5 protein-coding genes and 1 pseudogene are annotated in these 21,515 nt (G+C 73.6%); 4 read left to right on the forward strand and 2 right to left on the reverse strand.

Annotation, left to right across the window (positions count from 1 at the left end):
• The first annotated feature begins 12 nt into the window (after positions 1-12).
• From ACZ592_RS12680 to ACZ592_RS12695, 4 genes are read left to right on the forward strand one after another with little or no spacing between them, the layout of a single operon-like run.
• Positions 13-11,067: a type I polyketide synthase gene (locus tag ACZ592_RS12680; RefSeq protein ID WP_471581535.1), complete on the forward strand. Its 11,055-nt coding sequence runs from the start codon at positions 13-15 to the stop codon at positions 11,065-11,067.
• On the forward strand, positions 11,064-11,498 hold the full coding sequence (locus ACZ592_RS12685; protein WP_471581536.1) for a nuclear transport factor 2 family protein: 435 nt from the start codon (positions 11,064-11,066) through the stop codon (positions 11,496-11,498). Before ACZ592_RS12680 ends, ACZ592_RS12685 begins: the two co-directional genes overlap by 4 nt.
• A 59-nt stretch (positions 11,499-11,557) precedes the next feature.
• Entirely contained in the window at positions 11,558-11,977 is a 420-nt protein-coding gene (locus ACZ592_RS12690; RefSeq protein WP_471581537.1) for a nuclear transport factor 2 family protein, read from the forward strand.
• Positions 11,974-13,419, forward strand: coding sequence for an NAD(P)/FAD-dependent oxidoreductase (locus ACZ592_RS12695; RefSeq protein ID WP_471581538.1), 1,446 nt, complete (start codon positions 11,974-11,976; stop codon positions 13,417-13,419). The genes ACZ592_RS12690 and ACZ592_RS12695 overlap by 4 nt, the downstream gene beginning before the upstream one ends.
• A 139-nt stretch (positions 13,420-13,558) precedes the next feature.
• Here the strand turns inward: ACZ592_RS12695 and ACZ592_RS12700 are convergent, their stop codons facing one another.
• Positions 13,559-16,303 carry an AAA family ATPase gene (locus tag ACZ592_RS12700; protein ID WP_471581539.1) on the reverse strand — a complete coding sequence of 915 codons (2,745 nt, stop codon included), beginning with the start codon at positions 16,301-16,303 and terminating at the stop codon, positions 13,559-13,561.
• Between the two features lie 89 nt (positions 16,304-16,392).
• Positions 16,393-21,504 (reverse strand): annotated as a pseudogene (locus ACZ592_RS12705) (type I polyketide synthase); the annotation flags it as partial.
• Positions 21,505-21,515 lie beyond the last annotated feature (11 nt).

Below are 21,515 nucleotides of genomic sequence, written 5' to 3' on the forward strand. Positions count from 1 at the left end.
AGCCTGGGTCAGATGTCGAACGAGGAGAAGCTTCTCGATCACCTCAAGTGGGTCACCGCGGAGCTGCGTGAGGCCCGTCAGCGACTCCACGACAAGGAGTCGGCAGAGCCGGTCGCCATCGTGGGCATGGCCTGCCGCTTCCCCGGCGGCACCCGGTCCGCCGAGGACCTGTGGCAGCTGGTGCGCGACGGGGGCGACGCCGTCTCCGGGTTCCCCGAGGACCGGGGCTGGGATCTGGAGGGCCTGTACCACCCGGACCCGGAGCACCCGGGCACCAGCTATGTGCGGGACGGCGCCTTCCTGTACGACGCGGGCGACTTCGACGCGGAGTTCTTCGGCATCAGCCCCCGCGAGGCCGTCGCCATGGACCCGCAGCAACGGCTCCTCCTGGAGACCGCCTGGGAGGCCATCGAGCACGCGGGCATGAACCCGCAGGCGCTCAAGGGCAGCGACACCGGTGTCTTCACCGGAGTCAGCGCCCACGACTACCTGACGCTGATCAGCCAGACCGCCAGCGAGGTCGAGGGCTACATCGGCACCGGCAACCTCGGCAGTGTGGTGTCGGGCCGGATCTCCTACACACTGGGACTCGAGGGACCGGCGGTGACGGTCGACACGGCCTGCTCCTCGTCCCTGGTGGCCATCCATCTGGCGAGCCAGGCGCTGCGGCAGGGCGAGTGTTCGCTCGCGCTGGCCGGCGGCTCGACCGTGATGGCGACGCCCGGCTCGTTCACCGAGTTCTCGCGGCAGCGCGGGCTCGCGCCCGACGGGCGGTGCAAGCCGTTCGCGGCCGCCGCGGACGGGACAGGGTGGGGCGAGGGTGCCGGGGTGGTGGCGCTGGAGCTGCTCTCCGAGGCGCGCCGCCGCGGCCACAAGGTCCTCGCGGTGGTGCGGGGTTCGGCGATCAACCAGGACGGCACGAGCAACGGTCTCGCCGCGCCCAACGGCCCCTCCCAGGAGCGCGTCATCCGCGCCGCCCTCGCCAACGCCCGCCTCTCCGCCGAGGACATCGACGCGGTGGAGGCGCACGGCACCGGCACCACGCTCGGCGACCCCATCGAGGCCAACGCGCTCCTCGCGACCTACGGGCAGGGGCGCACCGAGGACCGGCCGCTGTGGCTCGGTTCGGTGAAGTCGAACATCGGTCACACGCAGGCCGCCGCCGGAGTCGCCGGTGTGATCAAGATGGTCATGGCGATGCGCAACGGCCTGTTGCCCTCCTCCCTGCACATCGACGCGCCCTCACCACACGTCCAGTGGGAGCAGGGCGGCGTACGCCTGCTCGCCGAGCCGGTCGCCTGGCCGGCCGAGGGCACGCGCAGGGCGGGCATCTCGGCGTTCGGGATCTCCGGCACGAACGCGCACCTGATCCTGGAGGAGGCTCCGCGGGACACACCCGACGACTCCGGACGCCCGGCGCCCGAAGCGGTACCGAGCGGCGCGGTGACGCCGTGGGTGGTCTCCGGGAAGACCGGCGACGCCCTGCGTGAACAGGCCCGCCGCCTGGGCGTGTTCACTGCGGACGACACCGGCTCCTCCCCCGTCGAGGTCGGCTGGTCGCTGGCCACGAGCCGGTCGGCGTTCGCACACCGGGCCGTCGTCGTGGGACAGGACAGGGCACAGGCGGTCGCGGCCCTGGGGGCGTTGGCGTCGGGCGAGGCGTCGGCGGACGTGGTGTCCGGGGTGGCCGGGGATGTGGGTCCGGGGCCCGTGCTTGTCTTCCCCGGTCAGGGGTCGCAGTGGGTGGGCATGGGTGCCCAGTTGTTGGACGAGTCGCCGGTGTTCGCGGGGCGGATCGCCGAGTGTGAGCAGGCGTTGTCCGCTCATGTGGACTGGTCACTCACAGCGGTGTTGCGCGGGGACGGCTCCGAGCTGTCCCGGGTCGAGGTCGTGCAGCCGGTGTTGTGGGCGGTGATGGTGTCGCTGGCCGCCGTCTGGGCGGACTACGGGATCACGCCTGCTGCTGTGGTCGGCCACTCCCAGGGCGAGATGGCCGCCGCGTGTGTGGCGGGGGCTCTCTCCCTGGAGGACGCGGCGCGGATCGTGGCGGTACGCAGTGACGCGCTGCGGCAGCTGATGGGGCACGGCGACATGGCGTCCCTCAGCACGAATGCCGAAGAAGCCGCCGAACTCATCGCAGACCGGCCCGGCGTGTGCGTGGCCGCCGTCAACGGGCCTGCCTCCACCGTCATATCGGGCCCGCCCGAGCATGTCGCCGCCGTGGTCGCCGACGCGGAGGCGCGCGGGCTGCGGGCCCGCGTCATTGATGTGGGGTACGCCTCCCACGGACCCCAGATCGACGACCTCCACGACCTGCTCACCGACCGTCTCGCCGACATCCGGCCCGCGGAGACCGACGTCGCGTTCTACTCCACCGTCACCGCCCAGCGCCTCGACAGCGCCACCGCGCTGGACACCGAGTACTGGGTGACGAACCTGCGTCAGCCGGTCCGCTTCGCCGACACCGTCGAGGCATTGCTCGCCGACGGCTACCGCCTGTTCATCGAGGCCAGCCCTCACCCCGTCCTCAACCTCGGCATTCAGGAGACCGTCGAGCAGACCGGCGCTCCCGCCACCACCGTTCCCACACTGCGCCGCGACCACGGCGGTCGCACGCAGCTCACGCACGCCGCCGCCCAGGCGTTCGCGGCGGGCGCGGACGTGGACTGGCGGCGCTGGTTCCCGGCCGAGCCCGTCCCTCGTACCGTCGATCTGCCCACGTACGCCTTCCGGCGCAGGCACTACTGGGTGGAGCCGCCGGCCGCGGTCACGGCCACCGGCGGGCACGATCCCGTCGAGGCCCAGGTGTGGCAGGCGATCGAGGACCTCGACATCGAGGCCCTCGTCAGCAGCCTGGAGATCGAGGACCAGCCGGACACGGTCGGCGCGCTGGAACCCGCGCTGCCCGTCCTCTCGGCCTGGCGGCGACGGCACCGGGAGCAGTCCACGGTCGACTCCTGGCGGTACCACGTCACATGGAAGCACCTGCCGGACGCGGCGGTGCCGGAGCTCGGCGGGACCTGGCTGCTGATCGTGCCCGCTACGCACGCGGAGCACCCCGTGACCCTGGCGACCGCGCAGACGCTGGCCGCGCACGGCGGTGCCGTACGGCGGCACGTCGTCGACGCGGGCGCCGTGGAGCGCGCGGGTCTGGCCCAGGAGCTGCGCTCCCTGGTGGGCGAGGACGGCTGCACCGGAATCGTCAACCTCCTCGCCCTGGACGAGGAGCCCCACCCCGAGCACCCGGCGGTGCCCGCCGGACTCGCGGCGAGCACCGCACTCGTGCAGGCCCTGGCGGACAACGGCGTCGAGACACCCGTACGCACCCTGACCCAGGGCGCCGTGTCCACGAGCGCGACCGACGCCCTCACCCGTCCCGTGCAGGCCCAGGTCTGGGGGCTGGGGCGGGTCGCCGCCCTGGAGTACCCGCGGCTGTGGGGCGGGCTCGTCGACCTGCCCGCCCGCATCGACCACCAGACCCTGAACCGGCTGGCCGCCGCGCTGGCCCCGCAGGACGAGGACCAGCTGGCCGTCCGTCCGGGCGGTGTCCACGCGCGGCGCCTGGCGCACGCGCCCGCCCCCGCGCCGAACAGCGGCGTGAGGTGGCGGCCGGAGGGCACGACCCTCGTCACCGGCGGTACCGGCGGCATCGGTGCCGTCCTCGCCCGCTGGCTGGCCCGCGAGGGTGCGCCGCACCTCCTCCTGACCAGCAGGCGCGGCCCCGACGCGCCGGGCGCCCGGGAACTCGCGGCCGAACTGGAGGCGCTGGGCACGCGGGTCACCGTCACCTCCTGTGACGTCGGCGACCGCGAGCAGGTGCGCGACCTCATCGGCGGTGTCCCCGCCGAGCAACCGCTCACGGCCGTCATCCACGCGGCGGGCGTGCCGAACTACATCGCTCTCGGCGAGGTGTCGGGGGCGGAGCTCGACGAGGTGCTGCGCCCCAAGGCCCTCGCGGCGCTCCATCTGCACGAACTGACAAGGGATATGGACCTTTCGGCGTTCGTGATGTTCTCCTCCGGTGCCGGCGTGTGGGGCAGCGGCCAGCAGGGCGCGTACGGTGCCGCCAACCACTTCCTCGACGCGCTGGCCGAACACCGCCGCGCCCAGGGGCTGGTCGGCACCTCCGTCGCCTGGGGTCCGTGGGCCGAGGCCGGAATGGCCTCCGACAAGGCCGCGCTGACGTTCTTCAGCCGCTTCGGCCTGCACCCGCTCGCCCCGGACCTGTGCGTCAAGGCGCTGCACCAGGCCCTCGACACGGGCGAGACGACGCTGACCGTGGCGAACTTCGACTGGGCGCAGTTCACGACCACCTTCACCGCGCAGCGGCTCAGCCCGCTCCTCGCCGACCTGCCCGAGAACCGGCGGGACACCGCTCCGGCGGCGCAGGACGACTCGGCGGAGGCGTCGTCGCTGCAGCGGGAGCTGACCGACGCGAAACCGGCGAACCAGCGGCAGTTGCTGCTGCAGCACGTGCGCTCCCAGGCCGCCGCCACCCTGGGGCACTCGGACGTCGACGCCGTGCCCGCGACGAAGCCGTTCCAGGAGCTGGGCTTCGACTCGCTGACCGCGGTGGAGCTGCGCAACCGGCTCAACAAGAGCACCGGCCTGACGCTGGCGACCACCGTCGTCTTCGACCACCCCACGCCCGACGCGCTCGCCGACGTGCTGCAGGCCGAACTGTCGGGCGACACCGCGAGCACCGGCGCCGGGCGGACGGCCGCGGCCGCCGACGACGAGCCGATCGCCATCGTCGGCATGGCCTGCCACTTCCCGGGCGACGTCCGCTCCCCCGAGGACCTGTGGGACCTGGTCGCCGCAGGCCGGGACGCGATGGGCGCCTTCCCCGAGGACCGGGGATGGGACCTGGAGGCGCTCTTCGACCCCGACCCCGAGAGCCGCGGCACCAGCTATGTGCGCGAGGGCGGATTCCTGTACGACGCGGGCGACTTCGACGCCGGGTTCTTCGGCATCAGCCCCCGCGAGGCCATCGCCATGGACCCGCAGCAGCGGATGCTCCTGGAGACCGCCTGGGAGGCGGTAGAGCGGGCCGGAATCGACCGGAAGGACCTCAGGGACAGCAACGCCGGGGTCTTCACGGGCCTGACCATCTTCGACTACATGGCGCTCGTCGGCGAGCAGCCCACCGAGGTCCAGGGCTACATCGGCACCGGCAACCTCGGCTGTGTCGCCTCCGGCCGCGTCTCCTACGTACTCGGTCTCCAAGGTCCGGCGCTGACCCTCGACACCGGCTGTTCGTCGTCCCTGGTGGCGATCCACCAGGCGGCGCAGGCGCTGCGGCAGGGCGAGTGCTCACTGGCGTTCGCCGGTGGTGCCACGCTGATGGCCACTCCGGGCGCGTTCGTGGAGTTCTCCCTGCAGCGGGGGCTCGCCAGGAACGGCAGGCCCAAGCCGTTCGCCGCCGCCGCCGACGGCACCGGCTGGGCCGAGGGCGTCGGCCTGGTCCTCCTGGAGCGCCTCTCGGAGGCGCGGCGCAACGGCCACAAGGTCCTCGCGGTGATCCGGGGTTCGGCCATCAACCAGGACGGCACGAGCAACGGGCTCACGGCGCCCAACGGCCAGGCGCAGCAGCGGGTGATCCGGCAGGCACTCGCCAACGCGCGCCTGTCCGCCGAGGACGTCGACGCGGTGGAGGCGCATGGCACGGGCACCATGCTCGGCGACCCCATCGAGGCCAACGCGCTGGCGGCCACGTACGGCAAGGAGCGGCGGGAGGGGCAGCCGCTGTGGCTGGGTTCGATCAAGTCGAACTTCGGGCACGCGCAGGCGTCGGCCGGTGTCGCCGGTGTGATCAAGATGGTGATGGCGATGCAGAACGAGCAGCTGCCCGCCTCGCTGCACATCGACGAGCCGACCCCGCACGTGGAGTGGGACGGCAGCGGCGTCCAGCTGCTCGCCGAGCCGGTGGCCTGGCCGCGCGGTGAACGCCCGCGCCGCGCCGGGGTGTCCGCCTTCGGCATCTCGGGCACGAACGCCCACGTCATCCTGGAGCAGGCCCCGGACGTGCCGGAGCCCTTGACCGACCCGTCGGCCGAGGCGCCGGCCGGGGTGGTGCCGTGGGTCCTCTCGGCACGGGGCGAGAGCGCGTTGCGCGCCCAGGCCGCGCTGCTGGCCGAGCGCACGACCGCCGACCCGCGTCTGGCGTCGCCCCTGGACGTGGGCTGGTCCCTGGTCAAGAGCCGGTCGGTGTTCGAGAACCGCGCCGTGGTCGTGGGCGGCGACCGCGAGGCCCTGCTCGACGGGCTGCGCTCCCTCGCGGCGGGCGAGCCGTCGGCGGACGTCGTCGAGGGTGCCGTGCACGGCGTCTCCGGTGCCGGCCCGGTGTTGGTCTTTCCGGGGCAGGGTGGTCAGTGGGTGGGGATGGGTGCCCGGTTGTTGGTCGAGTCGCCGGTGTTCGCGGCGCGGATCGCGGAGTGCGAGCAGGCTCTGGCGCCGTATGTCGATGGCTGGACGCTGACCGATGTGCTGCGGGGGGACGGCGCAGAGCTGTCCCGGATCGATGTCATCCAGCCGGTGCTGTGGGCCGTCATGATCGGGCTGGCCGCCGTCTGGGCCGATCAGGGGATCACACCCGCCGCGGTCGTCGGACACTCCCAGGGCGAGATAGCCGCCGCGTGCGTCGTGGGCGCCATCTCCCTGCAGGACGCGGCACGCCTGGTCGCCGTCCGCAGCATCCTGCTGCGCCGGCTGTCCGGGCAGGGCGCCATGGCCTCCCTGGGCGTCGACCAGGACCGGGCCGGCGAACTCATCGACGGACACCCGGGCGTGGTCGTCGCCGCCGTCAACGGCCCCTCCTCCACCGTCATCTCAGGATCCCCCGGCGAGATCGAGGCAGTGGTGGCCGCCGCCAGGGAACTCGGACTGCGCGCCCGCGCCGTCGGCTCCGACGTCGCAGGCCACGGACCCCAGCTCGACGCGATCATGGACCAGCTCACCGAAGGCCTCGCCGGTGTCCGGCCCACCACCACCCAGACCGCGTTCTACTCCACCGTCACCGCCGGACACCTCGCCGACACCACCGCCCTGGACTCCGCGTACTGGGTCAACAACGTCCGCCGGCCCGTCCGCTTCGCCGACACCATCAACGCCCTCCTCAACGACGGCTACCGCCTCTTCATCGAGGCCAGCCCCCACCCCGTCCTCAACCTCGCCATGGAAGAGATCATCGAACGGGCCGACGTGCCCGCCACCGTCGTACCCACGCTCCGCCGCGATCACGGCGACGCCGCCCAGCTCACCCGCGCCGCCGCCCACGCCTTCACCGCGGGCGCGGACATCGACTGGACGGGCTGGTTCCCGGCCGTCCCGCTGCCGCGCGTGGTGGACCTGCCGACGTACGCGTTCCAGCGGGAGCGGTTCTGGCTCGAGGCCAAGCGCACGCTCGCCGGGGACCCCGCGGGCCTCGGGCTCGCCTCGGCGGGACACCCGCTGCTCGGGGCCGCAGTGGAGCTCGCGGACGGCAGCAGTCACCTGCTGACGGGACGGATCGCCCCGCGCGACCAGCCGTGGCTGGCCGAGCACCGGGTCATGGACAACGTACTGCTGCCCGGTTCCGCCTTCGTGGAGCTCGCGCTGCAGGCCGCGGTGCGCGCCGGCTGCGCGGAGCTCGCCGAGCTGGCGCTGCACACACCCCTCACCTTCGGCGACGAGGGCGCGGGCGCCGTCGACCTGCAGGTGGCGGTCGGCCCCGTGGCCGAGGACGGCCGACGGCCCGTCTCCGTCCACTCGCGGCCCACGAGCGAGGGCGAGGAGGCACCCTGGACGCGGCACGCCGCAGGCGTGGTCGCCCCCTCGGGGCCCGGGGCCGGGGACGCGTCGTTCGGCGGCGCGTGGCCGCCGCCGGGCGCCACTCCGGTCGGCGGGCAGGACCCGTACGGTGAACTCGCCTCGCACGGTTACGACTTCGGGCCCTCGTCGCAGGGTCTGGTGACGGCGTGGCGGCTCGGGGACGACATGTACGCCGAGGTGCGGCTGCCCGAGACGGAGAGCGTGAAGGCCGGCCGCTATCAGCTGCACCCGGTGCTGCTCGACGCCACTCTGCACGCGCTCATCCTGGACGCGGTCACCTCGTCCGCCGACACCGACCAGGTCCTGCTGCCGTTCTCCTGGAGCGGGCTGCGGGTGCATGCGCCGGGCTCGGACAAGCTGCGGGTACGCATCGCGCGCACGGCACCCGACCAGCTGGCCCTGACGGCCGTGGACGACGCGGGAGCGCCGGTCCTGACGCTGGACTCGCTGACGGTGCGGCCGGTGGCGGCCCATCAGCTCGCGGGCGCCCGGGCGGCGGAGCGTGACGCGCTCTTCCGTCTGGTGTGGAAGCAGGCGGCGGCGAGCGCGGGGGAGGCCGGCGGTGTCGCGCGGCCCGCGATCGTCGCGCCCGTCGGGGATCCGCTGGCCGCGGACCTGTCCGGCGCGTTGCCCGGAGCTCTCGTGCGGGAGACGTTCGCGGCGCTGCGCGAGGCCGTGGCGGACGGCGCGGAGGCGCCCGATGCCGTGCTCGCCGTGTGCGCAACGCCCGGCACGGCCGCGGCCGACGACGCGGGCGGGTACGCGCGGCTTGCCGCCGTGTCCCTGCTCGGGCTGCTCAAGGAGTGGGTCGACGATCCCGCGTTCTCGGCGAGCCGGCTCGTGGTCGTGACCCGGGGCGCGGTCCCGACCCGGCCCGGCGAGGACGCAGGCGATCTGCCGGGCGCCTCGCTGTGGGGCCTGGTGCGCAGCGCGCAGGCCGAGAACCCGAACCGGATCACGCTCCTCGACCTCGACGGCCTGGAGACCTCCCTGGCGGAGCTGACGGGTGTACTGGCCTCCGGGGAACCGGAGTTGGCCGTCCGCGACGGGCGGCCGTTCGTGCCCCGCCTGGTGCGCGACGATGCCGCCGCGCGCCTCGCGCCACCGGTCGGGTCGCCCACCTGGCGTCTGACCGGCGCTGACGGGACGGGCACCGAAAGGGAGTTGGCTCTCGTCGACGCCCCCGAGGCCGGGCGGGTGCTGGAACCGCACGAGGTGCGGGTCGCGCTCCGGGCCGCCGCACCGGACCCGGGACCGCTCGCCGCGGGCCAGGTGCAGGGTGCGGGCGTGGTGACCGAGGTCGGCGGCGCGGCGGGATCGCCGGCCGTGGGCGACCGGGTGATGGGCCTGTTCGACGCGGTCGGCCCGGTGGCCGTCACCGATGCCGCGCTGGTCACCCCGGTGCCGGCCGGGTGGGGTTGGGCGCAGGCGGCCGGGTCCGTGGGGCCCTATGTGGCCGCGTACCACGTCCTGGCGGATGTGGTGGCGCCGAGCGGCGGTACGTCGCTGGTCGTCGAGGAGGCGACGGGTTCCGTCGGTCTCGCCGTCGTGCGCCTCGCGTCACATTGGCGCGCGGAGGTCGTCGGCGGTGCGCCTTCCCCCGACGGGGCGGCCGGCGAGGGGGCCGACGTCGTCATCGGAAGGGAGGACGCGGCCGTGCCCGGCGAGGGCGCGCTGGTGGTCCGCGGGGCCGGAGGCCCGGACGCCGGGCAGCCCGTCTCGCCGCCCGACCCCGCACGCGTACGGGACATCCTCGCCGCGCTCCCCGGACTGGACGACGACGGTGTCCTGGAGCCGCTCGACGTCGCCGTGCGGGACGTCCGGCAGGCACCCGCGGCGCAGGGCGCCGAAGCCTCGGCGGCCCGGACCGTGTTCACGCTGCCCGTGGCCTTCGACCCCGAGGGCACGGTGCTGATCACCGGCGGCACCGGCGCGCTGGGCGCGCTCACCGCCCGGCACCTGGTGGGCCGACACGGCGCCCGGCACCTGCTCCTGTCCAGCAGGCGCGGGGCCGACGCGCCGGGCGCCCTGGAACTGGCCGCCGACCTCTCCGCGCTCGGCGCCCGGGTCACCTTCGCCGCCTGCGAGCCGGGCGACCCGGAGGCGGCCGCCGCACTGGTGGCGTCGGTGCCCGCGGCGCATCCGCTGACCGCCGTCTTCCACTGCGCGGGCATCGTCAGCGACGCGGTCGTGCAGAACCTCACGGCCGAGCAGGTCGAGGACGTGATGCGGGTGAAGTCCGACGCCGCATGGCATCTGCACGAGCTGACCCGGGGCATGGACCTGTCCGCGTTCGTCCTCTACTCCTCGGTCGCCGGACTGCTCGGCGGGCCCGGCCAGGCCAGCTACACCGCCGCCAACGCCTTCCTGGACGCGCTGGCCCGCCACCGGCACGACGGCGGGGCGGCGGCGGCCTCCCTGGCCTGGGGCTACTGGGACCTGGAGACCGGCATGGCGGGACGGCTCACCGACGTGGACCGTACGCGGCACGCCGGCGCCGGTGTCATCGGGCTCGGCGCCGACGAGGGCCTCTCGCTCCTGGACACCGCGTGGGCGAGCGGCCTGCCGCTGCTCGCACCGGTCCGCCTCGACCTGGCCCGGCTGCGCAGGCAGGCACAGAGCCGGCCCGCTCCCGCGCTCCTGCAGGACCTGGTGCGCGGCGCGGGCAAGAGCGGCGGCTCCGGCGTCTCGGCCGGAGCGGCCGCCTTCCTCAAAGCGCTCGGCACCATGTCCGACGCGGAGCGCGAGGAGGCGCTCCTCGACCTGGTGCGCACGCACATCGCGGCGGTGCTCGGCTATGACCCGGCCACACCCGTCAACGCGACGCAGGGCCTGCGCGAGCTCGGCTTCGACTCGCTGACCGCGGTGGAACTGCGCAACCGCCTGTCGACGGCGACCGGTCTCAAACTGCCCGCCACGTTCGTCTTCGACCACCCCAACCCGGCCGAGCTCGCCGCGCATCTGCGCCAGGAGCTGACACCGCGCGCGGCGGATCCCCTCGCCGACGTCCTCGCGGAGTTCGAACGCCTGGAGAGCTCGCTCCTCTCGGTCTCCTCGCAGGACGGCACGGCACGGGCCGAACTGGCCGGCCGGCTGCGCGCCACGCTCTCCCGGCTCGACGTGCCGCGGGACACGGCCGACGAGGCCGCGGTGGCCGCCCGTATCCAGGACTCCTCGGCGGACGAGATCTTCGCGTTCATCGACCGGGACCTCGGCAAGGACTCCGGCAACGGACACAGCGTGGAGGAACAGCGATGAACGAGTTCGCCCGCAAGAAGCGCGTCCTGGAGCTCAGCCGGCGGGTCAACGCCGGGGATGTGGACGCGATCGTCGAACTGTTCGCGCCCGACGCCGTCCTGGAGGACCCGGTGGGCACGCCTCCCCTCACCGGGCACGACGCGCTGCGCGCCCACTACGAGATGCTCGTGGCCGCGCACGTGCGGGAGGAGGCGGCCGAGCCGGTCGCGGGGCAGGACGCCAAGCACGCCCTGCTCCAGATCACCTCCGTCATGGACTACCCGCCGCTGGGCCCCGCGTACGCCGAGCGGGGCTGGCTCAAGGTCCCCGAGTCCCCCGGGACGGCGCGTCTGCGGCGCACGGCGATGCTCGTGGTGCGCATGGACGCGGCCGGCCTCGTCCGGCACCTGAAGTCGTACTGGGGCACGTCCGATCTCACGGTCCTCGGCTGAATCCCGCGGTCCCCGGCCGGAGCGACGGCCGGGGCCGGCCCACCCTTCCTGGAGGTGCAATGCCCGACGAGGCCTCACGCAAGAAGATGGCCACCGACTACGCCCAGCGGATCAACGCCGGCGACATCGAGGGCGTCCTCGACCTGTTCACGGACGACATCGTCTTCGAGGACCCCGTGGGGCAGCCGCCGATGGTGGGCAAGGACGACCTGCGCAGGCACCTCGAACTCGCCGTCTCCTGCGGCACGCACGAGGTGCCCGACCCGCCCATGACGTCGATGGACGACCGCTTCGTGGTGACGCCGACCACGGTCACCGTGCAGCGGCCGCGGCCCATGACGTTCCGCATCGTCGGCATCGTCGAGCTCGACGAGAACGGGCTCGGCCGCCGGGTGCAGGCCTTCTGGGGCGTCACTGACGTGACCATGGACGGGCCCGCCACAAGCGACCCCACCCATCCCGAAGGGATCAGCGCGTGACCACCACCCGACCCGCCCACGCCGTCGTCCTGGGCGCCAGCATGGCAGGCACCCTCGCGGCCCACGTCCTGGCCCGCCACGTGGACACCGTCACCGTCGTCGAACGCGACACGCTGCCCGAGGAGCCCCGGCACCGCAAGGGCGTGCCGCAGGGGCGCCATGCCCATCTGCTGTGGTCCAACGGCGCCCGCCTCATCGAGGAGATGCTGCCCGGCACCACCGATCGGCTGCTCGCCGCGGGTGCCCGTCGCCTCGGCTTCCCCGAGGACCTGGTGACCCTCACCGGACAGGGCTGGCAGCACCGCTTCCCCGCCACCCAGTTCGCGCTGGTCGCCAGCCGTCCACTGCTCGATCTGACGGTACGCAGGGCGGCTCTGGCACCCGCGAACGTCACCGTCCGGCAGCGCACCGAGGCCGTCGAGCTGACCGGTGACGGCCGGCTCGTCACGGGCGTCGTCGTGCGCGACATCGACAGCGGCCGCCAGGAGACGCTGGAGGCCGACCTCGTGATCGACGCCACCGGCCGCGGCTCCCACCTCAAGCAGTGGCTCTCCGGCCTCGGCGTGCCCGCCCTCGAAGAGGACGTCGTGGACGCGGGCGTCGCCTACGCGACGCGGCTCTTCCAGGCGCCGCCCGGTGCGACGACCCGCTTCCCCGCGGTGAACATCGCCGCCGACGACCGGGTCCGCGAGCCCGGCCGCTTCGGTGTGGTCTACCCCATCGAGGGCGGCCGCTGGCTCGCCACGCTCTCCTGCACCAGGGGCGTGCAACTGCCCACCAGCGAGGACGAGTTCATCCCGTTCGCGAAGAACCTCAACCACCCGGTCATCGCCGATCTGCTCCGGGACGCCGAGCCCCTCACCCCGGTCTTCGGCTCCCGGTCCGGCGCGAACCGCCGCCTGTACCCGGAACGGCTCGAGCGGTGGCCCGACGGCCTGGTCGTCATCGGCGACTCGTTGAGCGCGTTCAACCCGATCTACGGGCACGGCATGAGCTCGGCCGCGCGCTGCGCCGACACCATCGACCGGGAGTTCACCCGCGCACCGCTGGGCGGCACCGGTTCCGCCCTGCGCCTCCAGAAGGCGATCGGCGCGGCGGTCGACGACCCGTGGATCCTGGCCGCGACCAAGGACATCGACTACGTCAACTGCCGGGTGTCCGCGACGGATCCACGGCTCAGCGGTGTGGACACCAAGCAGCGCCTGCGCTTCGCCGAAGCCATCACCGCGGCGTCGATCCGCTCCCCGAAGGCGTCCGAGATCGTGACGGACGTGATGAGTCTGAACGCGCCGCAGGCTGAGCTGGGTTCCAACCGGTTCCTCATGGCGATGCGCGCCGACGACCGCCTTCCGGAGCTGACGGCGCCGCCGTTCCACCCGGAGGAGCTGGACGTGGTGAAGCTGGACGCGGCCACGATCACGGCGGAGGCGATCCGCTCCTGACGGAGGCCGTCCGGCCGCAGGTGAGGCATGCGCCAGGGGCGGCCGCGCCGGATGCGGCGCGGCCGCCCCTCGCCCACGTACGGAGCACGCGAGGCAGGTCCAGGGCGCGCACCCGACGACGGGAAGCACCCGTCGGCCGCTACCGGAGTGCCGCCTCCAGGTCCAGCCGCTTGACGTCGAGCTTGCGGTAGATCCGGGTCAGGTGCTGTTCCACGGTGCTGACCGTGACGCACAGCTTCCGGGAGATCTCCCGGTTGGTGAACCCTTCGGCGGCCAGCTCGGCCACGCGACGCTCGGCGCCGGTCAGTTCGGCGTCCGGCCCGGGGGCGTGGTTCTCGGGCGGTTCGGGGACGGTGCCGGGTGCGCTGCCCCAACGCCGGGTGAGGAGCTGTGCCTTGCGGGCCAGCAGCCGGGCGCGTTCCGCCTCACCCGCGTCGCGTACTGCCACGCTCTGGTCGGCCACGGCCCGCGCCAGCTCGAAGGCGTCGCCGCCCTCCTGGAGCACCGCCACGGCCTCGTCCAGCAGCTCGGCCCGTACCGGCGCGGGGGACGTCGCCGCGCACAGGCGCAGCGTCATGCCCCGGGTGCGGCCGGCGGCCGGCGTGGGCAACGCCAGCTGCTCGTGCACGAGTTGGCGGGCCAGGAGTGTCTCCCCGAGGGCCAGGTAGGCCTCGGCGGCACCGAGGCGCCACGGCTCCAGGGCGGGCAGGTCGATGCCCCAGCTGCTCATCCTCGTACCGCAGGCGTAGAAGTCGCACAGGGCCGCGTAATGGCAGCCGGTCGCCAGGTGGTAGCGGCCCCGCGCCGCAAGGTAGTGGAGCCCGGTGCGGGACTGGAACACCGCCTGCGGTACGGGGCGTTCGAGCAGGGCGGCCGCTCCGTCCACGTCACCCAAGGCCGCTCTGGCCTGCACGGCGGCCGCCAGGGGAAGGCCGATCGCGGCGCCCCAGCCCTTCGGCCCGAGCAGGGCGAGCGCCCTTCCCGCACACTGTTCCGCGGCGGCCGGGTCGCCCTGCCGCAGGTGGAGCAGGGCCCGCCAGCCGCTGAACAGCGCCTGCCAGGTGGGACTGTCACGCTCGCCGGCCTGCGCGAGGAGCCCGTCGCACCAGGCGGCGGCCCGGTGCGGCCGGTCGCGGTAGGTCAGGGCGGCCAGCGCCGCGGTCTGGACGGCGACGGTACGCGGGCCGAGACGGTAGCGGTTCAGGGCACGTTCGGCCGCTTCGGTGGCGTCGCGTTCCGCGCCGTGCAGCAGATCGTTCATCAGCGTGCCCGCGCCCTGAAGCTCCGGGGTGACGGCGGGTGGCGCGGCACCCTGGGCGCTCAGAAGGCCGGCCCCCAGGCGCTCCTTGACGTGCCCGGGGTAGAGGAAGGCGCCCCACAGCCAGGGCGTGTCCAGGTCCGCCGCGTTCACCGGCGGCGCACCGGCCGGGTTCGGCCCGGTCAGCGTGCCGATCGCGGCCAGGCCCTCCTCGATCCGGCCGTGCCACAGCAGGTGGGTGGGCAGGGGCGGCGCGCTGCCGTCGGCGGGCGCCGCGCCGGTGGGATCGGGCAGGTGGCGCAGGACCTTCGCGGGGTCCAGGCGCCACTCCGCGTCGGCGAGCGCGCCGACGACCGCGGCACGCTGCTCGGCACTCCGGCACCGCTGGTGCGCGGCGCGCAGGAAGTCGACACCGGTCGCCACCCGGTCTTCCTCCAGGGCGAGTTGGGCAGCCTCCTGAAAGACGGGCACCGCCCAGGGGATGTCGGAACGGTCGGCGGCGACGAGGTGGGCGGCGACCTCGGTGGCCGGTGCCCCCTCCTCGTGCAGCAGGCCCGCCACCCGCCCGTGCAGGGCACCGCGCTCCTCGGCCGGCATGCCGTCGAGGACGGCCGCCTCGAACCCCGGATGGCACAGGCGCCCCTCGTGCAGCAGCTCCGCGACGGCCAGCCGCCGCATGGCCCGTGCGACGGACGCCGCGTCCACGTCGAGCAGCCGCGCGACCAGGACCGGGGTGGCGTACGCGCCCAACGCCGCGATGGCGCAGGCCACTTGAGTGACGGGCATCTCCTGCCGGTACAGGAGGCCGAGCACCGCGCGGCCGTACGCCTCCCCGACACCGCCCGTCGTACGGTGGTCCTCGGCCAGGGCCCGGACGAGGAGCGGGTAGCCCGCGCTCATGCCGTGCACGACAGGGGTCAGGTCCTGAGCCGTCCGCTCGTCCAGCTGCCGCGCGAGCACGGCCTCCACCCCGGCCTTCGACAGCGGGTCCAGGCGGATCCGGCGCAGGGCCGGTTCGCGCGGGAACTCGCTGCCGAGCAAGGCGTTCGCCGCCTGCTGCTGGACGTACTCGGTGAACACCACATGCAGTCGGGCCGACCGCAGCCGGCGCACCATGTAGTGCAGGTACTGCAGGGAGGCCGCGTCGGCGTGGTGCGCGTCGTCGACGGCGACCACGACGGGCCGCTCGGCGACCATGCCCCGCACCACCTCGCACAGTCCGCGCAGGGCGGGCGAGGGTGAGAGATCCGGGGGCGCGGTGGCTGACGTCGAGGTGCCGGGCAGCGGGGTGGCTCGGCGCGGGGCGCCCCCGGTCGATGCGGCCGCCTCCTCGTACCACGCCTGCGCGCGTTCGGCACTCCCGGCGGGCAGGCCGGGGCTTCGCACCAGCTGCTCGAGGACGCCGAGCGGCAGGTCGCGCTCGGCCCGGCAAGCGGTCGCGGTCAGTACGGTCGCACGTGCGCCGAGGCCATCGGTCCACGCCCGGAGCAGTGCGGTCTTGCCGGTGCCGACCGCGCCGCTCAGCACCAGCAGGCTGCCGCCTGCGTCACTGCCACCAGAATCCGGGGAGCCGTCGAAGGCTGCCTGCAGGACGACCAGCTGCTCTTCCCGTTCCACCAGGTTCACCGCTCTGCCCCTTCCGTGGTCACTTCCCGTGTCCCTCGGCGTTCCGTGGTCACTGTTCCGTGGTCACTTGCCGTGCCCCGGGGCGTAGTTCACCGGGTGCCCCACTCGCGGTCGATCAGCGCGAACATGTCGTCGGCGCTCGCCGCGGTGAGGTCCGCCGTACCGTTCTCCGGGTCCCCGTCGGTCGGCGTAGCCGCCCCCTCGGCATCCGGCTGTTTCCACAGCAGGGTCTGCAGCCGCCGGATCAGGCCCTTGCGGCGCGGATCGTCCGCCGCGAGACCGGCGAGGGCCGACTCCAGGTCGTCCAGGTGCCCGGCCACCGGCAGCTCCCCCGCGCCGCCGTCGGGCAGCACCCTGTCCAACAGGTGTTCCGAGAGGGCGCGGGGCGTCGGATAGTCGTAGACGAGGGTGGCGGGCAGCCGGAGCCCGGTGGCGGCGCGCAGCCGGTTGCGCAGCTCGACCACGACGAGGGAGTCGAAGCCGAGGTCCTTGAAGGCCTTCTCCGGCTCCACCTCCTCCCCCGGCCCGTAGCGCAGGACGGCGGACACCTGGGCGCGGACCATGTCCAGGAGCGCACCGGTTCGCTCCCGCACGGGCAGGGCGGCCAGTTCGCGGCGCAGCGCCGAAGCGTTCTCCGCCCCCTCTGCGCTCTCCGACGAGGCGTCGAGGACACGCCGGACCTCGGGAACCCCGTCGAGCAGCCGCGTGGGGCGGGCCAGCGTGAACAGCGGCGCGAACCGCTCCCACTCTATGTCGGCGACCACCGTGTGTCCCTTGCCGCCGGCGAGCACCGCGCGCAGCGCACCGAGCGCCAACTGCGGTTCCAGCGGCGGAAGTCCCTGCCGTCGGGAGAGTCCGGCGGCGGTGCGCGCCGGCTCCCCGTCGTCCGGCAGGTCCCAGATGCCCCATCCCACGGAGACCGTGCGGGGACCCTCGGCCCGGTGCCGCTGTGCGAGCGCGTCGAGGTAGGCGTTGGCTGCGGCGTACGCGCCGTGTCCCCTGCTGCCGAGCGCGGCCGCCACGGAGGAGAAGTACAGCACGGTGTCCACGGGCCGGGATCCGCCGCCGAGGGCGTCCGGGTCACCCAGCTCGCCCAACCCCACGGCCGCGGAGGCCGCTGCGGCAAGCGCTTCGGGCGTGACCTCGGCCAGCGGCGCGAGCTCGCCGGGCAGTGAGGTGTGGATGACCGTACGTATCTCCACGTCCTTCAGGTCGTCGAGGACCCGCGCGACCGCACCCGGCCCGTCGACCGGGCCGCCCGCGAGGACGGTCAACTCGGCTCCATGTTCGGCGACTTGCGCCGCGAGGTCACCGCCCCTGCGGCGGCCGGTCGGGGCCGAGTCCGAGTCCGAGTCCGGATCCAGGTCCAGGTCCAGGTCCAGGAGTACGACGTGTTCGGCGCCCGAGGCGGCAAGCCACCGTACGACCTGGTCCGCCAGCCGACCGACGCCACCCGTCACCAGGACGGCGCCGTGCGGCCGCCACTCCCCCGGGATCTCCGCCCCGGAGGCCGCCTCGGGCACCAGACGGCGGCCGAGGACACCCGCGCGGCGCAGCGCGACCTGGTCCTCGCCGCTGTCCCCGCGCAGTACCGCGTACAGCGCGCCCGCGTCGAGCGCCGCCGGATCGGCGGGCAGGTCGACGAGGCCACCCCACAGCTCCGGGTGCTCCAGCGCGGCCACGCGGCCGAGTCCCCAGACCGGGGCCTGCTCCGGGGAGACGACGGGGTCACTCTCGTCGCAGGCGACGGCGCCACGGGTGGCACACCAGAGGGGCGCCCGGACCTCCGCGTCCAGCAGGCCGTGCAGCAGCGTCAAAGTACTGGTCAGGCCGTCGGCCGACTTGGCATCGGGGGTCTCCTGCCGCTCGTCGAGGGCCAGCAGGGACAGCACGCCGGCCAGGGGGCGGTCGTCCGGGATCGCGGCCTGGTGCGACCGGAGCAGGTCCGCCAGGCCCGCGCGGTCGGCGCGCGGGCCGAGCTCCACGAGGACCGTCGAGGCACCGGCCTCCTCCAGAGCCCGGGCGCAGATCTCAGACCAGGATCCGCCGCTCGGCTCGGGGACGACGATGAGCCACGTACCGGCGCCCAAGACATCCGGGGCTCCCGGAGCGTCACGGCCTTCCGGAGCGTCACGGCCTTCCGGAGCGCGGGCGGCCGTTTTCGGAAAGTCGACACGCTGCCAGTCGACGCGGTACCGCCAGCCCTCGACGACCGACCGCTCCCGCCGTTCGCGCCGCCATGCGGACAGCGCGGGGAACACCGTCTCCAGGGCCGTCCTGTGTTCGTCGTCCTTCAGATGCAGGGTGTCGCACAACGCCTGGACGTCCGCGCCTTCAACGGCCGCCCAGAAGCCGGCCTCCTCAGCGTCCGCCTGCGTCGCGGCTTCGGGGGCCGAGACGTCCGCGAGCCAGAAGCGCCGCCCCTGGAAGGCGTACGTCGGCAGGTCGACGGTGCGGGGCTTCGGATCGGTCGGGAAGTACATGGACCAGTCCACGGCGACTCCCGCCGTGTGCAGGCGGGCCATGGCCTGCGCGAAGGCGACGTCGTCCGGCTGACCTGGGCGGAGGGAAGCGGTGACGACGGGCTCCGGGCCGTCGTCGGCCTCGGCCGGGTCGGCGTCGAGGGTGTACTGGGCGGCGGTGGTCAGGACCGGGGCAGGACCCAACTCGATGAACACACCCGCCCGAGGGGCCAGTTGGGCGATGGCGGGCTGGAAGAGAACGGTCTGACGCACATGCCGCGCCCAGTACTCCGGGGTCGTAATCTCCTCCCCCGCCTCCCCACCCGAAACATTGCTCATCAACGGAATCAAAGGCCGCCTGAACTCCACCTCACGCAAAGCCCCGACGAACTCATCAAGCATCGGCTCCATCAACACCGAATGAAAAGCATGACTGACAGACAGCGGCTTCGCCTTACGACCCCGCTCCTTCCACACCTCCGCGACTCGCTCCACCTCCTCCGAGGGCCCCGATATCACCGTGGAATCAGGAGTATTGACAGCAGCAACACTCACCCCCGTCCCCTCCAGACAAGCAGCAAGCTCCCCCACCGTCGCCTGCACCGCACACATCGCCCCACCCTCAGGCAACCCACCCATCAACCGAGCCCGCGCACCCACCACCCGACACGCATCCCCCAGACTCAACACACCCGCCACATGAGCAGCCGCAATCTCCCCCACCGAATGCCCCACCACCACATCCGGCCGAACACCCACCGACTCCCACAACCGCGCAAGACCCACCTGCAACGCAAACAACCCCGCCTGCGCCCACACCGTCCGATCCAACCGCCCCCGCGGACCCCCAAACACCACCTCCCGAACCGACCCACCCAACTCAACATCCAACAGACCACACACCTCATCAAACGCAGCAGCAAACACCGGGAACCGCCCATACAAGCCAGCCCCCATCCCCACCAACTGACTCCCCTGACCACTGAACAGCCAGACCACGTCCCTGTTCACGCCAACCTGCGACACAGCCGGACCGACCAGCGCCGGATGCGTCTCCCCCGCCGCCAACGCCTCCAACCCGGCCACCAACTCGGCGCGCTCCGAGCTCACGACCACCGCCCGCCGTCCGTGCAGCGCCCGAGTGCCGAGCAGGGACCATCCGACGTCCGACGGCCGGGCCAACTCGGCGTCGTACAGGGCCCGTTCGGCGAGCGCGGCAGCTTGGGCACGCAGTGCGTCGTGGCCTCGTGCCGAGACCACCCAGGGCACCGCGAGAGCGTCGTACGCGCCGGTGGTCTCAGCACCTTCCAGCTCTGACTCCTGCCCCTGCCCCTGTTCCTGCCCCGCGTCCGACGGGGCGGGAGCCTGTTCCACGATCAGGTGGGCGTTGGTGCCGCTGATGCCGAAGGAGGAGACGCCCGCCCGGCGTGCCCGGTCGGTCCTGGGCCACGGCACGGGGTCGGTGAGCAGCCGTACTCCCCCGCCCTCCCAGTCCACGTGGGGTGTGGGCCGGTCGATGTGGAGCGAGGCGGGGAGCTCTCCGTGGCGCATGGCCATGACCATCTTGATGACGCCCGCGACACCCGCGGCGGCCTGCGTGTGACCGATGTTCGACTTCACCGAACCGAGCCACAGCGGCCGGTCCGCCGGGCGGTCCTTTCCGTACGTCGCGAGGAGCGCGTTGCCCTCGATCGGGTCGCCGAGCGTGGTGCCCGTACCGTGCGCCTCGACGGCGTCGACGGCGTCCGGGGTGACGCGGGCGTTGGTGAGGGCCTGGCGGATCACCCGTTCCTGGGCGACGTCGTTCGGGGCGGTCAGGCCGTTGCTCGCGCCGTCCTGGTTGACGGCGGACCCGCGTACGATCCCGAGCACTTGGTGCCCGTTGCGGCGCGCGTCGGAGAGGCGCTCCAGGAGGATCATGCCGACGCCCTCGGAGAATCCGGTGCCGTCGGCGGCCTCGGCGAACGGCTTGCAGCGGCCGTCCGGGGCGAGGCCACGCTGGCGGGAGAACTCCACGAACGCCGTGGGCGTGGACAGGACCGTCACTCCGCCCGCCAGGGCCAGGCCGCAGTCGCCCTGGCGCAGCGCCTGGCAGGCCAGGTGGATCGCCACCAGTGAGGCCGAGCATGCCGTGTCGAGCGTCACCGCCGGCCCGGCCAGGCCGAACGTGTAGGCGATGCGGCCGGAGATGACGCTGGACAGGGTGCCCGTGGTCGCGTACCCCTCGACCTCCGGCGGCACCTGCCCCCCGGACATGTGGTCCTGGCTCGACATTCCCGCGTACACACCGGTCAGCGTGTCCCTGAGCGTGGTGGGGTCGATGCCCGCGCGCTCGAACAGTTCCCAGGACACTTCGAGAAGGACGCGCTGCTGCGGGTCGGCGGCGAGCGCCTCGCGCGGATTGACGCCGAAGAAGTCGGCGTCGAAGCGTGCGGGGTCCCGCAGGAACCCGGCCTCCCGTACGTAGGTCGTGCCCGGGTGGTCCGGGTCGGGGTGGTAGAGGCCGGCCACGTCCCAGCCGCGGTCGGTGGGGAACGCCTCGATGGCGTCGCCGCGCGAGGCGATCAGGTCCCACAGCTGTTCCGGCGACGCGACACCACCCGGGTACCGGCAGGCCATCGAGACGATGGCCACCGGCTCGTGCTGCCGCTCCTCCACGTCGCGCAGGCGCTGACGGGTCTGCCCGAGATCCGCCGTCACTCGCTTCAGATAGTGGCGGAGCTTTTCCTCCGTACCCGGCGTGTCCTGCG

This window comes from Streptomyces sp. NPDC040622 (assembly GCF_055593965.1).